The sequence below is a fragment of the Methylobacterium sp. WL64 genome, assembly GCF_008039945.1.
Taxonomy (GTDB): domain Bacteria; phylum Pseudomonadota; class Alphaproteobacteria; order Rhizobiales; family Beijerinckiaceae; genus Methylobacterium.
The window spans coordinates 49,177-63,324 of sequence record NZ_VRVA01000008.1 but is presented as its reverse complement, the minus strand read 5'-3'; the positions used below and the strand labels follow the sequence as shown (position 1 = coordinate 63,324).

At 69.5% G+C, this 14,148-nt stretch carries 10 protein-coding genes; 8 read left to right on the top strand and 2 right to left on the bottom strand.

What is annotated here, in order from left to right; all coding sequences use genetic code 11:
* Positions 1 to 40 precede the first annotated feature (40 nt).
* From FV242_RS06540 to argC, 8 genes are all read left to right on the top strand, one after another.
* On the top strand, positions 41 to 1,930 hold the full coding sequence (locus FV242_RS06540) for a glycoside hydrolase family 15 protein (RefSeq protein WP_147938365.1): 1,890 nt from the start codon (positions 41 to 43) through the stop codon (positions 1,928 to 1,930).
* The gene (gene tkt / locus FV242_RS06535) at positions 1,927 to 4,002 is read left to right on the top strand and encodes a transketolase (protein ID WP_147938364.1); all 2,076 of its coding nucleotides are present in this window, start codon (positions 1,927 to 1,929) and stop codon (positions 4,000 to 4,002) included. The genes FV242_RS06540 and tkt overlap by 4 nt, the downstream gene beginning before the upstream one ends.
* A 151-nt stretch (positions 4,003 to 4,153) precedes the next feature.
* Positions 4,154 to 7,000: a bifunctional transaldolase/phosoglucose isomerase gene (locus FV242_RS06530; protein ID WP_147938363.1), complete on the top strand. Its 2,847-nt coding sequence runs from the start codon at positions 4,154 to 4,156 to the stop codon at positions 6,998 to 7,000.
* Between the two features lie 142 nt (positions 7,001 to 7,142).
* A complete protein-coding gene (gene gnd / locus FV242_RS06525) occupies positions 7,143 to 8,123 on the top strand; it encodes a phosphogluconate dehydrogenase (NAD(+)-dependent, decarboxylating) (RefSeq protein WP_147909568.1) in 981 nt (326 codons plus the stop codon).
* 39 nt (positions 8,124 to 8,162) lie between these two features.
* On the top strand, positions 8,163 to 8,888 hold the full coding sequence (pgl, locus tag FV242_RS06520) for a 6-phosphogluconolactonase (protein WP_147938362.1): 726 nt from the start codon (positions 8,163 to 8,165) through the stop codon (positions 8,886 to 8,888).
* A 111-nt stretch (positions 8,889 to 8,999) separates the two neighbouring features.
* Entirely contained in the window at positions 9,000 to 10,070 is a 1,071-nt protein-coding gene (locus FV242_RS06515; protein WP_147938361.1) for an HD-GYP domain-containing protein, read from the top strand.
* A 406-nt stretch (positions 10,071 to 10,476) separates the two neighbouring features.
* Positions 10,477 to 10,998, top strand: coding sequence for a cysteine dioxygenase family protein (locus FV242_RS06510; protein WP_147908822.1), 522 nt, complete (start codon positions 10,477 to 10,479; stop codon positions 10,996 to 10,998).
* A 215-nt stretch (positions 10,999 to 11,213) separates the two neighbouring features.
* Positions 11,214 to 12,191 (top strand): N-acetyl-gamma-glutamyl-phosphate reductase, encoded by a 978-nt coding sequence (gene argC / locus FV242_RS06505; protein WP_147938360.1) that lies wholly within the window; start codon positions 11,214 to 11,216, stop codon positions 12,189 to 12,191.
* 155 nt (positions 12,192 to 12,346) lie between these two features.
* Here argC and FV242_RS06500 read toward each other — a convergent pair whose 3' ends face one another.
* Positions 12,347 to 12,808, bottom strand: a complete 462-nt coding sequence (locus FV242_RS06500; protein WP_147908820.1) for an Lrp/AsnC family transcriptional regulator — start codon at positions 12,806 to 12,808, stop codon at positions 12,347 to 12,349.
* A 38-nt stretch (positions 12,809 to 12,846) separates the two neighbouring features.
* Complete coding sequence (locus FV242_RS06495) at positions 12,847 to 13,986, bottom strand: 2'-deoxycytidine 5'-triphosphate deaminase (RefSeq protein ID WP_147938359.1); 1,140 nt, start codon at positions 13,984 to 13,986, stop codon at positions 12,847 to 12,849.
* Between the last annotated feature and the right edge of the window lie 162 nt (positions 13,987 to 14,148).

Here is a 14,148-nt window from a genome sequence, read left to right as displayed (position 1 = left end):
GATGGCCGGGGGATTCCGGCCACGCGGGAGCCGGGGCCGTATGGCTGCACGCATCGAGGATTATGCGCTCGTCGGGGATTGCCGCAGCGCCGCGCTGATCAGCCGGCAGGGCAGTGTCGACTGGCTGTGCTGGCCGCGCTTCGACGCCGCCGCCCTGTTCACCAGCCTGCTCGGGACCGAGGCTCACGGATTCTGGAAGATCTATCCCGAGGCCGAGCATGTCGAGACCAGCTGGGCCTACCGTCCGGGAAGCCTGGTGCTGGAGACCCGGCACACGACGCGGCAGGGCGAGGTCCTGGTCACCGATTTCATGCCGGTTGGCGACGGCGCTCACTTGGTGCGCCTAATCGAGGGGGTTCATGGGCGCGTCGCCATGCGCATGGAGATGGCGGTGCGATTCGACTACGGCTCCGCGGTGCCGTGGGTCTCGCGCTCGGAACTGGGCGACCTGCGCGCAGTGTCCGGCCCCCACAAGGTCGTGCTGCGCACCGATGTCCACTTGAAGGGCTCGGACGCGCAGACGACGCTATCCGAGTTCACCGTCCATGCCGGCGAACGCTGCCGCTTCGTCCTGAGCTACGGCGCCTCGCACGAGGACGACCCGCATCCGATCGAGCCGCTCAAGACCCTCGAAGCCACCGATCAGGTCTGGCGCGACTGGTCGAGCCGCTGCGCCGGCGGCACCGCCTGGGACCGGATGCTGCAACGCTCGCTTCTGACCCTGAAGGCGCTGATCTACGAGCCCACCGGCGGCATCGTCGCCGCGCCGACCGCGTCCCTGCCCGAGGGCCTCGGCGGCGAGCGCAACTGGGATTACCGATTCTGCTGGCTGCGCGACTCGACGCTGACGCTGATCGCGTTGATGGATGCCGGCTACATCGACGAGGCGCGCGATTGGCTCGCCTGGCTGCTGCGGGCGGTGGCCGGCAACCCGGAGCAGGCGCATATCCTGTACGGCATCGGCGGCGAGCGGCTGCTGCCGGAGATCGAGCTCGACTGGCTGCCCGGCTACGAGAACTCCAAGCCCGTGCGGATCGGCAACGCCGCGGCCTCGCAGTTCCAGATCGACGTCTACGGCGAATTGTTCGACGCGCTCTACCAGGCCCATGCCCGCGGCCTGCCGATCAGCAAGGATGGCCTCCGGGTCGGGCTGGCGATCCTGGGCCACCTCGAGAAGGCCTGGCGCTTGCCCGACGAGGGCATCTGGGAGGTGCGCGGCGGCTCGCGCCACTTCACCCACTCGAAGGTGATGGCCTGGGTCGCCTTCGACCGGGCCCTGCGCATGCACGAGATGCACGAATCCGGCGCCACCGAGGGGCAAGCCGTGCGCTGGCGCGCGCTCCGCGACGAGATCCACGCAGAGGTCTGCGCGAAGGGCTTCGACGCCGAACTCAACAGTTTCGTGCAGTCGTACGGATCGAAGGCGCTGGATGCGAGCCTGCTGCTCATCGCCCATACCGGCTTCCTGCCGCAGGACGATCCCCGGGTGGTCGGCACCGTCGCGGCGATCGGCAAGGGACTGATGCGGGACGGCTTCATCCTCCGCTACGAGACGCAGGGGCAGACCACCGACGGCCTGTCCGGCAACGAGGGGGCGTTCCTGCCCTGCACGTTCTGGTATGCCGACAACCTGATCGGCCTCGGCCGGCGGGACGAGGCGCGGGCGATCATCGAGCGCCTGATCGGGATCTGCACCGATCTCGGCCTCGTCAGCGAGGAATACGACGTGCATGCCAAGCGCCTTGTGGGTAACTTCCCCCAGGCATTCACCCATGTGGCGCTCGTCAACACGCTGCTCAGCTATACGCGCGGCGAAGGGCCGGCGGATCGGCAGGGTGGTAAGGCCAACGGAGCCCCTCCCGCCGTCCTGCGGCAGCGTGAAGCCGACAAGCGGCACGCAAGAGGCGAACTGGAAGACGCGACATCATGAGCGGCGCTGATACTCCCGCCAAGGCGGCCCTCGCTGAGATCGATACGCTCAGCATCAACACCATCCGAACGCTCGCCATCGATGCGGTGCAGAAGGCGAATTCCGGCCATGCGGGCGCGCCTATGGGCCTCGCCCCGGTCGCCTACACGCTGTGGAACCGCTACCTCCGCTACGACCCGGCCCATCCGCACTGGCCGAACCGCGACCGCTTCGTGCTGTCCTGCGGTCACGCGTCGATGCTGCTCTACGCCCTGCTGCACCTGGCCAACGTCGCGGAGAGCGACGGCGGCAACGCGGCGGCCGTGACGCTGGACGAGATCAAGAAATTCCGGCAGCTCGACAGCCGCACCCCGGGGCATCCCGAGTACCATTTCACCACCGGCGTCGAGACGACCACCGGGCCGCTGGGCCAGGGCGTGGCCAACTCGGTCGGCATGGCGATCGGCGGCCGCTTCCTCGGCCAGCACCTCAACCGGCCCAATCTGCCGCTGTTCGACTACAACGTCTACGCGATCTGCTCGGACGGCGACCTGATGGAGGGCGTCGCCTCGGAGGCCGCCTCGCTCGCCGGCCACCTGCGGCTGGCCAACCTCTGCTGGATCTACGACGACAACACCGTCACCATCGAGGGCCACACCGAACTCGCCTTCGGTGAAGAGGTCGCCACCCGGTTCCTGGCCTATGGCTGGCAGGTGCTGCGGGTCGCCGACGCCAACGACGTGCACGCGATCGCCGGCTCCGTCGAGACGTTCCTGGCCACCAACGACCGGCCGACCCTGATCGTCGTCAAGTCGGTGATCGGCTACGGCGCCCCGAAGAAGCAGGGCACGTCGAAGGCGCACTCGGACGCGCTGGGCGAGGAGGAGGTCAAGGGTGCCAAGCGGGCCTACGGCTGGCCTGAAGACGCGCAGTTCCTGGTGCCGGACGGCGTGCACGAGAACTTCCGCGACGGCATCGGCAAGCGCGGCGCCGCGCTCTACGATGCCTGGCAGGATTTGCTGTCCAAGGCCCGGGAGGCCGATGCCGACCACGCCGAGGATCTCGACGCCCTGCTGGAAGGCCGCCTGCCCGACGGCTGGGACAAGGACATCCCGGTGTTCGAGCCCGACGCGAAAGGCCTCGCCACCCGCGAATCGTCCGGCAAGGTGCTCAACGCCATCGCGCAGCACGTGCCGTTCCTGCTCGGCGGCTCGGCCGACCTGGCCCCGTCCAACAAGTCGAACCTGACTTTCGAGGGCGCCGGCTCGTTCGGGCCGTTCTCGCCCGGCGGGCGCAACCTGCATTTCGGGGTGCGCGAGCACGCCATGGGCTCGATCGTGAACGGGCTCGGGCTCTCCGGCCTGCGGGCCTATGGCGCGACCTTCCTGGTGTTTGCCGACTACATGCGGCCGCCGGTCCGGCTCGCCTCCCTGATGGAGCTGCCGATCTTCCACATTTTCACGCACGATTCGATCGGCGTGGGTGAGGATGGACCGACCCACCAGCCGGTCGAGCAGCTGCTGTCGCTGCGTTGCATCCCGGGTCTCGTCACCCTGCGCCCGGCCGACGCGAACGAGGTCGCCGAGGCCTACCGGGTCATCTTCTCGCTCAAAGACCAGCCGGCCGTGCTGGCGCTCTCGCGCCAGCCGCTGCCGACGATGGACCGGACCAAGTTCGGCGCGGCCTCCGGCACCGCCAAGGGTGCCTACGTGCTGGCCGACAGCGACGGGACGCCCGACGTGATCCTGATCGGCACCGGGTCCGAGGTGCAGCTCTGCGTCGGCGCCTACGAGACGCTGAAGGCCGAGGGCGTGAAGGCCCGGGTGGTCTCGATGCCGTCCTGGGACCTGTTCGAGCGCCAGGACCAAGCCTACCGGGATTCCGTGCTGCCCCCCGCCGTCAAGGCGCGGGTGACCGTGGAGCAGGGCAGCATCATCGGCTGGGACCGCTACGCCGGAACCGAGGGCACGGTCATCGGCATGGATACGTTCGGCGCCTCGGCCCCGATCAAGGATCTCCAGACCAAGTTCGGCTTTACCCCCGAGAAGGTGCTGGAAGCAGCTCGGGCGCAGCTCGCCAAGCACAAGCGATAACGCGTGACCCCTCCCCTCTGCGGGGAGGGATCAGGGGTGGTGGTGGTTCATACGGAACCGCCGAGCCTCATCCGGCACCACCCCCACCTCCAACGCGTCCCCACGAGGGGGAGGCGAGCAGGGCGTGAGTAGGGAAGGACGAGGAACCGACATGAACGCGCTCAAGGCCCTGCACGACGAACAGGATCAGGCGGTTTGGCTGGACTTCGTGGCCCGCGGCTTCGTCCAGAAGGGTGAGCTGAAGCGCCTCGTCGAGGAGGACGGCCTGCGCGGGGTGACGTCCAACCCGTCGATCTTCGAGAAGGCGATCGGCCACTCGGACGAGTACGATGCCAGTCTGAAGGCCGTGCAGGAGACCGGCGACAGCCGCGTCATCGACCTCTACGAGGGCCTGGCCATCGCCGACATTCAGGCTGCCGCCGACGTGCTCCGCCCGGTCTACGAGTCAAGCGACGGGGCGGACGGCTACGTCAGCCTCGAAGTCTCGCCCTACCTGGCGCTCGACACCGAGGCGACGCTGACCGAGGCGCGGCGCCTGCACAAGGCGGTCGCCCGCGACAACCTGATGGTGAAGGTGCCCGCCACCCCGGAGGGCATCCCGGCGATCCGGCAGCTCACGGCCGAGGGCATTTCGATCAACGTGACGCTCCTGTTCTCGCAGGAGGCCTACGAGGCGGTGGCCCGCGCCTTCGTCGACGGGCTCGACGCGCGGGCGAAGGCCGGCCACGACGTCTCGAAAATCGCCAGCGTGGCGAGCTTCTTCATCAGCCGGATCGACGTGCTGGTGGACAAGCTGCTCGACGAGAAGATCGCCCAGGCCAACGACCCCGACGAGAAGGCGGCACTCGGCCAGCTCAAGGGCAAGGTCGCGATCGCCAACGCCAAGCTGGCCTACCAGCGCTACCGGACGATTTTTTCCGAGGCGACCTGGACGTCGCTGTCGGAGAAGGGCGCCAAGGCGCAGCGGCTGCTTTGGGCCTCGACGGGCGTGAAGAACAAGGCCTATCCCGACGTGCTCTACGTCGAGGAGCTGATCGGGCCTAACACCGTCAACACCATGCCGCCTGCCACCATGGACGCGTTCCGCGACCACGGCACCGTGCGGGCGACGATCGAGGAGGACGTGCCGGGCGCCGAGGCGGTCATGACCCGCCTCGCCCGGGCCGGCATCGACATCGAAAAGGTCGCCGAGCAGCTGGTGAAGGAGGGCGTGCAGCTCTTCATCGACGCCGCCGACGACCTGCTCGGCGCGGTCGCCGGCAAGCGTGCGGCGCTGCTCGGCCAGCGCCTCGACGGCCAGAGCCTCGTGATGGACGACAGCCTCGCCGCAGAGGCGAAGAAGACCGTCGAATCCTGGCGGGCGAGCGGCGCCATCCGCCGGCTCTGGGCCGGGGACGCGACGGTCTGGTCCGGCCACGACGAGGCCAGCTGGCTCGGCTGGCTGCACATCGTCGAGGAGGAGCTGGCGAAGGCCGAAGACTACGCCGCCTTTTCCGACTGGGTGAAGCAGGAAGGCTTCACCGACGCCGTGGTGTTGGGGATGGGCGGCTCCAGCCTCGGCCCCGAGGTGCTGAGCCTGACCTACGGACAGCGCGAGGGCTTCCCGAAGCTCCAGGTCCTCGACTCGACCCATCCGGACCAGGTGCGCGCCCTGGAGGCGAGCATCGACCTCGGCCGGACCCTGTTCATCGTCTCGTCCAAGTCCGGCTCGACGCTGGAGCCCAACGTTTTTCGCGATTATTTCCTGGGGCGCGTGAAGGAGACTCTGGGCGACCGGGCGGGCGATCACTTCGTCGCCGTGACCGACCCGGGCTCGGACATGGAGCGCGCCGCTCAAAGAGATAAGTTCAAGAAAATCTTCTACGGCGTGAAGCAGATCGGCGGGCGCTACTCGGTGCTGTCGGCCTTCGGGCTGGTGCCGGCCGCCGCCTTGGGCCTCGACGTGAAGGCGTTCTTGGAGACGGCTCGGATCATGGTTCGCTCCTGCGGACCGGTGGTGCCGCCCGCGCAGAACCCGGGCGTGCTGCTCGGTGCCGCGATGGGCGCGGCGGGTCTCGCCGGACGCGACAAAGTCACGATCATCGCCTCGCCGGGGATCGACAGCTTCGGCGCCTGGGCCGAGCAGCTCATCGCCGAATCGACCGGCAAGCAAGGCAAGGGCCTCGTGCCGGTGGACGGCGAGCCGGCGAGCGTCCCAGCGGTCTACGGCCGCGACCGGTTCTTCATCTACCTGCGCCTCGACGGTCAGGCTCAGGAGGCACAGGACGAGGCCCTGCGCGCCCTGGAGCGCGATGGACACCCGATCGCCCGGATCACCCTCGATTCGATCGAGCAGCTACCGCAGGAATTCTACCGGTTGGAGATGGCGACCGCCGTCGCCGGCGCGGTGCTCGGCATCAACCCGTTCGACCAGCCCGATGTCGAGGCCAGCAAGATCGAGACGAAGAAGCTGTTCTCGGAAGCGGAAGCGAGCGGCGCCCTCCCCGACGAGACGCCGCTGTTCGAGGACGACGCGATCGCCCTCTACGCCGACCCGAAGAATGCTGCGGCCTTGCCGCAGGCCACCGAGGGCCTGGAGGCGGCGCTTAAGGCGCAGATCGCCCGCCTGAAGGACGGTGACTATCTCGGGCTCCTGGCCTACGTCCCGCGCAACCCGAAGGCCGCCGGCATTCTGCAGGAAGCCCGGCTCGCCGTGCGCGACGCCCGGAAGGTCGCGACCTGCCTGGAATTCGGGCCGCGGTTCCTGCACTCGACCGGGCAGGCCTACAAGGGCGGCCCGGATACCGGCGTGTTCCTGCAGATTACCTCGGCCCCCTCAGAGGACCTGCCGATTCCCGGCCGGGCGCTGGGCTTCAGCACCGTGGTGGCCGCCCAGGCGCGGGGCGACTTCGCGGTGCTGGCCGAACGCGGCCGCCGTGCCCTCCGGGTCCACATCAAGGGCGATCTCGACGCCGGGCTGAAGCGCGTGGCGGCGGCGCTCACGGCGGCAGTGGATTAGGCGCCGGTTCTCTCCTTCCCCTTGCGGGGAGGAACCGGAGGTGGAGGTGATTCCGGATGAGGCTCAGCGGTCCCGTCTGAACTGCCCCCACCCCTGACCCCTCTCCGCAAGGGGGAGGGGAAACCCCGAGGAGATGACGACAATGCAACTCGGCATGATCGGCCTCGGCCGGATGGGCGGCAACATCGTCCGGCGCCTCCTGCGCGACGGGCACACGGCCGTGGTCTTCGATCAGAACCCGGCGGCTTTGGCCGCGCTGGTCGAGGCCGGCGCGGTCGGCGCGTCGAGCCTGGAGGATCTGGTCTCCAAGCTGGAAGTGCCGCGCACCGCCTGGGTGATGCTGCCGGCCGGCGCGATCACCGAGGAGGCGGTCAAGACGCTGGGCGGCCTGATGCAGTCCGGCGACTGCATCATCGACGGTGGCAATTCCTTCTACGGCGACGACGTGCGCCGGGGGCTGGAATTGAAGGAGAAGGGCCTGCACTACGTCGATGTCGGCACATCGGGCGGCGTCTGGGGCCTGGAGCGCGGCTACTGCATGATGATCGGCGGCGATACCGAGACCGTCGACCGCCTCGACCCGATCTTCAAGACCCTGGCGCCGGGCATCGGCGACATCCCGAAGACCCCCAACCGCGACGGCCGCGACCCGCGCGCCGAGCAGGGCTACATCCATGCCGGGCCCACCGGCGCCGGCCATTTCGTCAAGATGGTCCATAACGGCATCGAGTACGGCCTGATGCAGGCCTATGCCGAGGGCTTCGACATCCTGAAACACGCCAATGCGGACGCGCTTCCGCCTGAGCGGCGCTTCGACCTGAACATGGGCGACATCGCCGAGGTCTGGCGACGCGGCAGCGTCGTCTCGTCCTGGCTGCTCGACCTGACCGCCCAGGCGCTGGCCGGCGACGAGAGCCTCCACGACTTCTCCGGCTACGTCGAGGATTCCGGCGAGGGCCGTTGGACGATCAACGCTGCCATCGAGGAGAGCGTCCCGGCAACCGTGCTGTCCGCCGCCCTGTACCGCCGCTTCCGCTCGCGCGAGCAGGAGAGCTACGCCGACAAGCTGCTCTCGGCCATGCGCAAGGGGTTCGGCGGCCACCAGGAGCCCAAGAAGTCCTGAAGCCAAGAACTCCTGATCCCAAAGAATCCCGAGGCGCCGATGAGCCTTCCCACCGGAACCCATGTCCTGCCCGATCCGCAGGCGGTCGCCCGCGAGGCGGCCGAGCGGCTGATCGTGGCCTGCGGCGAGACCGACGCCGAGCGGATCGCGCTCTGCCTGGCCGGAGGCTCGACCCCGAAGGTGCTCTACGGCCTGCTCGCCGGCCCGAACTACGCCGCCCGGGTGCCGTGGGAGAGGATCCACTGGTTCTTCGGCGACGACCGCGTGGTCCCCTGGGACGATGAGCGCAGCAATGTCCGGATGGTCCGCGAGGCGTTCGGGCACGGCTCCCGGATCCCCTCGACCCACCTGCACTTCATCCCGTCCGACGCGGGCGTGGAGGCCGGAGCCCGGGCCTACGAGCGGACCCTGCTGGACTTCTACGGGGCCGACAGCCTCGATCCCGCCCGGCCGCTGTTCGACCTGGTGCTGCTCGGCCTTGGCGAGGACGGGCACACGGCTTCCCTGTTCCCGGGCAAGCCGGCCGTCGCCGAGACCGACTGCCTGGTCGCCCCCGTGCCCGAAGCCGGGCTGGCGCCCTTCGTGCCGCGGATCAGCCTGACCCTGCCGGCCCTGGCCTCCTCACGGCACGTCCTGTTCCTGGTCACGGGCGCCGGCAAGCGCGAGGCCCTGGCTCGGATCGCCGACGGGGAGGACCTGCCGGCAGGCCGGGTCACCAGCGTGGGCGACGTGGCCTGGCTGCTCGACGCCGCGGCGGCGCCGTAGGCGGTGATCCGGCGTTACGGTCTGGCAAGGCCGATGCGCTAGGACGGCCTGCCTGCGACGCGACGCGGATCCCGCTGCCTCTCGGGTCGGGGGCATGCCACGAAGAGCCAGATGCGCGCGGGCATCGTCGTCCTTTACACCGACCAGCCCGGCCGCCGCGGCGAACTCCTGCGCGTGCTCGGAGACATTGCCCCCTGCACGGTGCTGAACGCGGCCGCGATGCCGCCCCCCGGCCCCTGCCTCGCCCTGGTGGCGGATGTCGACCTGCTGCAGCCCTCCCCGCTCATCGGCCTTCGGACCCTGATCGCCGCCGCCCCGGCCCTCCCGCGGGTGTTCCTGATGCGCAGCATGGGCGCACGCAGCCTGTCGGCGGCGCGCGGGCTCGGGGCGGGCCTCTGCCTCCCCGTGGATACGCCGGCCGAGACAGTGGCCGAGGCCCTGCTGGCGCAGCTGCCGCCCGTGCCCGGGGAGGTGCCGAAGCCGGGCGGGCGCGTCGGGACGCCCCTCGTCGTCCAGGCCGCCGACAAGGCCGGCGCCGTCATCGCCGACCTGCTCGACGCCGCGCGAGCCTCCGGATCGGTCGATGCCGCCCTGGTCGACGACGGCCTTGAGCCGATCCTCGGGGCGATCGGCCAGGGCGGCCTCAACGCCTGGCTCGACACGGTCCGCGCCTACGACGACGCGACCTATCAGCATTGCCTTCTGGTAGCCGGCCTCGCCGCGACCTTCGCGATCGACCTCGGCTTCTCCGACGCCGACCGCCATCAACTCGTGCGCGCCGCCCTCGTGCACGATGTCGGCAAGGCCAAGATTCCCCTGGAGATCCTGAATAAGGCCGGTCCCCTCGACGTGGCGGAGCGGGCCGTGATGCGCGAGCACCCGGCGTTGGGGCACCGGATACTGGTCCAGGCCGGCGGCTTCGACGACGCGGTGCTGAAGGTGGTGCGACACCACCACGAACTCCTCGACGGCTCGGGCTATCCGGACGGGCTCGTGGGTGACGCCATCGACGACATCGTCCGGCTGATCACTGTCTGCGACGTCTACGCCGCGCTGGTCGAGCGCCGCCCCTACCGGGCCCCGATGTCGGCCGCGGCGGCCATGGCGATCCTGCACGGCATGGATGGCAAGCTCGACCGGGCGCTGGTGCGCGCTTTCGAGCGCTCCGTCGCCGGGTCCTGATGGGCGCTGGCGTCCGCGAACGATCGATCTCCCTGAACGGTCCGATCGACGCGGCCTCTCGCGTCACGTCGCCCTTACGAACGCAGCGAAGCGATCCGGGGAGACGCCGATGTCCGGACAACGCGCTGCGCTGGGTCGTTTCGCTCCGCTCGCGATGACGGTCGAGCCTGCAGACGAAGTATGCGGAAACCGCCGCCCACACACCTCCTGCATTGCGTCTGAACAGCCAGACGCGTGGGACGGTCTGACGCGATTGGTCAACTAAGAAATAAAACCCTCGCAATCCGTCGCTCCGCGCAATCTCATTGCGCGAGGGAGCAGCACGAGACCGAACTTGGCAACCTGTCTCCCGCACCCTGGCGGTAGGATTCGCCGAGCCCGACGGAGGGCTTCGAAGGAGATCGCCATGACCCCGCTAAGCCATCCGGCCGACATTGAGGCGATGATGGCGGATCTGGCGCTCTCGGCCGCTCGCTCTCCTGACGCCTACCTGGCCGCGGCTCGGACGACCCTGACGCAGATCCTGGCGCGCCCGGGGGTCGTGGACCGGACGCGGCTGGCCGCACCGCCGGAGGGTCTGGGCCGCAACCTGCTGTTCGGGACGCGGGCGATCAGCGTCTGGGCCATGGTCTGGAGCCCCGGCGCCATCACGCCGGTGCACGACCACCATTGCTCCTGCTGCTTCGGCCTGCTCAGTGGCAGCCTGCGGGAGACCTGGTATCGCCCGATCAGCGACACCCACGCGGTCGCGACCCGCGATGCGGTCCGGGAGCCAGGCTACGTGGCCTGCATGATGCCCTCGGGGCCGAACCTGCACCGGATCGCCAACGACGGACCAGCGACGGCGATCTCGATCCACGTCTACGGCTACGATCACCGGGAGCGGGCCTCCTCGGTGCACCGCACCTACGAGGTCGCGGCGGGGTGACGGCGGGCGCCTACACGGTGCCCGGCTGAGGCTTTCGGATCTCGCTGATCGGCATCGCGCCGAGCAACCCGGTCAACCCGCGTCTCACGCGTGGTACCGCCTCGAGGCGGAGACTTCCGGCGCAGGGCAGACGTCCGCTACAGGAACGAAAGGCCCCCCGGCCCGAGTCGTAATTCGGCTCGACGGTTCGTTCACTCTCGCAGCAGGACGCCAACATGAGCCTTCGCGTCGGCATCGTCGGGATCAGTGGTTTTGGCGGCGGCGAGGCGTTGCGCCTGATCGCGGGCCACCCGTCCTTCGAGCTCGTCTACGCCGCGGGCGAGGGGAGCGCCGGTAGCCGTTTGGCGGATCGCTATCCCGGTGTGCCGGCTAAGCTGGCTGAGCTGGTGATCGAGAAGTGGGACCCCGGGGCCCTGCCGAAGCTCGACGTGCTGTTCGCGTCGCTACCCACGGGCGCCTCGGCCGAGGCGCTGGCGCGCGTCCCCGGGGACGTCAAGATCGTCGATATCGGTGGTGACCACCGCTACGTCGCGGGGTGGGCATACGGCCTGGCCGACATCTGGCCGGCCCGGATCGTGGATCAAGCGCGCGTCGCCAACCCCGGCTGTTTTCCGGCAGCGACGCTGACGGCGCTGGCGCCGTTGCTGGCCGATAAGCTGATCGAGCCCGGCAACATCGTGATCGACGCCAAGACCGGCATTTCCGGTGCCGGTCGGGGCGGTGCGGACAGCCGGTTCGGCTACGCCGAGAGCAACGAGAACCTGGTGCCCTATGGCCTGCTCAATCATGTCCACATGCCCGAAATCGCCGAGACGATCGAGCGGCTGAGCGGTGGCAGCGCGGCCGGGCTGGTGTTCACGCCGCACTTGGTTCCGATGACCCGCGGCGTCCTCGTGACGATCTACTGCCGTGGCCGCGCCACGACGGATCAATGCCTGGAGGCGGCGCGGCGCTTCTACGCCGGACGTGCCTTCGTCCGCGTCACCGACAAGCCGCCGCAGACCAAATGGGCGACCGGCTCGAACCTCGCGTTCGTCAGTTATGCGGCAGATCCCGAGCGCAACCTCGTGATCGCGATGGGCGTGGTCGACAATCTCGGCAAGGGGGCGGCCGGTCAGGCGGTTCAGAATGCGAACCTGATCTGCGGCCTGCCGGAAACCGCAGGGCTCGACGGCGCACCTGTCTGGCCGTGAGGCTTGCACGCGTGCGCGTCGTCGGCTTGAGGCGGTCGGCAGTGCTTCATTGCGCCGGATCCGCCGCGGTCCGGGATCGCGCATCGCCCCGGGTTGCCCCGCCGGTCCCGCGATGGCGCCGGAGGCCACGCCCTGCCTCCTGCTGAAAGACGGCCTCACGTCATGTAGATCGTCGGCACCGCGGTCGTGTACTTCATCTCCTCCATGGCGATGGAGGAGGACAGGTTCGAGAATTCGAGCTTCGCGATGAGCCGCTGGTAGACCGCGTCGTAGGTCTCGATGTCGGGCACGACGATGCGCAGCAGGTAGTCGATCTCGCCGGTCAGGCGCCAGGCCTCGACGATTTCCGGGAAGCCTGCCACCACCCGGCGGAACGCGTCGGACCAGTCTGCGGCGTGGCGCGGTGCCTTCACGGCGACGAACACCGTGGTCGGGACGTTGACCTTGCGGCGGTCCACCAGGGCGACCCGGCCCCGGATGACGCCGGAGGCCTCCAGCTTCTTGACCCGGCGCCAGCACGGCGCGGCGCTGACGCCGACTCGCTCGGCCAACTCGGCGACCGGCAGCGTCGCGTCCTGCTGCAGGACGTCCAGGATTTTTCGGTCCACTGCGTCCATACGACCATCGCTCCCGCGCGGGGTCCGGGCTGCCGGGGCTACAGGAAGAAGTGCTTCGAGAGCTTCAGCCCCTGGGCCTGGTAGTTCGATCCGGCCCCGGCGCCGTAGAGCGTGCCGGGGATGGCCAGCATCCGCTCGTAGACGAGCCGTCCGACGATCTGGCCGTCCTCCAGCAGGAACGGCACGTCTCGGGAGCGGACTTCGAGCACCGCGCGGGCACCCGCCCCGCCGGCCCCGGCATGGCCGAAGCCCGGGTCGAAGAACCCGGCGTAATGGACCCGGAACTCGCCGACCAGCGGATCGAACGGCACCATCTCGGCGGCGTGGTCGGGGGGGACCTGCACCGATTCCTTGGAGGCCAGGATGTAGAACTGGCCGGGATCGAGGATCAGGGCGCCCGAGCCGTCCGCCGGCAGCGGCTCCCAGAAATCCGCCGCCCGGTGGCGGCCCGGGGCGTCGACGTCCACCAACCCGGTATGGCGCTTGGCCCGGTAGCCGATCAGCCCATCGAACCCGGACAGGTCCACCGAGACCGCGACGCCGCCCTGGAAGGACGGGGCAGCGCAATCGACCAGCGGTGAACGCAGGTGGAGCTGGCCGAGTTCGGCCTCCGTCAGCCGCGGCGCCCCACGGCGGAAGCGGATCTGCGACAGACGCGATCCGGTGCGGACCAGCACCGGGAAGGTGCGTGGCGAGATCTCGGCATAGAGCGGCCCGGTATAGCCGGGCTCGACCTGGTCGAATGCCTCACCCCGGTCGGTGATGACCCGGGTGAACACGTCGATGCGGCCGGTTGAACTTTTTGGGTTCGCGGCCGCCGCCAGGTCGGCGGGGAGCGCCAGGCCCTCCTGCAGTTCCGCGATGTAGACGCAGCCCGTCTCCAGCACAGCGCCGGGGCGCAGGTCGATCGTGTGCAGCGACAGGCGGTCGACGCAGGCCTGGACCGTCCGGGCCGCCCCCGGCAGGAAGCTGGTGCGGACCCGGTAGGCCGTCGCACCGAGGCGCAGGTCGAGGCTCGCCGGCTGGATCTGGTCCGGCGCGAAGGCGGCGGCGGTGCGGATGCCGCCCGCCTGCGCCAGCGCCGCGATCGCCTCGGCCGGCAGGATGCCGCCACGGATCTCGACGCCCGGATCGGCGGCCTGCGAATCGGCGGCATCCTGGCCTGCGCCCGCGTTCATCGCGCCTCGACTCCTTCGCGCGCCTCCGGGTGGATCCGCGATCCCCAACGTTCTCCGCCCGGACTGGCTAATGCCGGCTTAATCCGGATGGTACGATACGCGCGGCGCGGGACTCGACCCCCCTCGGACGAGGCTGCGGCATCATCCGCGCGAGGTAGTCCG

What these genes read in the sequence shown, in the direction of transcription:
- pgl (WP_147938362.1), top strand. Translation starts at nt 8,163, where the DNA reads ATGAGCCTTCCCACCGGAACCCATGTCCTGCCCGATCCGCAGGCGGTC.
- FV242_RS06495 (WP_147938359.1), bottom strand. Translation starts at nt 13,986, where the DNA reads ATGAACGCGGGCGCAGGCCAGGATGCCGCCGATTCGCAGGCCGCCGAT.
- gnd (WP_147909568.1), top strand. Translation starts at nt 7,143, where the DNA reads ATGCAACTCGGCATGATCGGCCTCGGCCGGATGGGCGGCAACATCGTC.
- FV242_RS06540 (WP_147938365.1), top strand. Translation starts at nt 41, where the DNA reads ATGGCTGCACGCATCGAGGATTATGCGCTCGTCGGGGATTGCCGCAGC.
- tkt (WP_147938364.1), top strand. Translation starts at nt 1,927, where the DNA reads ATGAGCGGCGCTGATACTCCCGCCAAGGCGGCCCTCGCTGAGATCGAT.
- argC (WP_147938360.1), top strand. Translation starts at nt 11,214, where the DNA reads ATGAGCCTTCGCGTCGGCATCGTCGGGATCAGTGGTTTTGGCGGCGGC.
- FV242_RS06510 (WP_147908822.1), top strand. Translation starts at nt 10,477, where the DNA reads ATGACCCCGCTAAGCCATCCGGCCGACATTGAGGCGATGATGGCGGAT.
- FV242_RS06515 (WP_147938361.1), top strand. Translation starts at nt 9,000, where the DNA reads ATGCGCGCGGGCATCGTCGTCCTTTACACCGACCAGCCCGGCCGCCGC.
- FV242_RS06530 (WP_147938363.1), top strand. Translation starts at nt 4,154, where the DNA reads ATGAACGCGCTCAAGGCCCTGCACGACGAACAGGATCAGGCGGTTTGG.
- FV242_RS06500 (WP_147908820.1), bottom strand. Translation starts at nt 12,808, where the DNA reads ATGGACGCAGTGGACCGAAAAATCCTGGACGTCCTGCAGCAGGACGCG.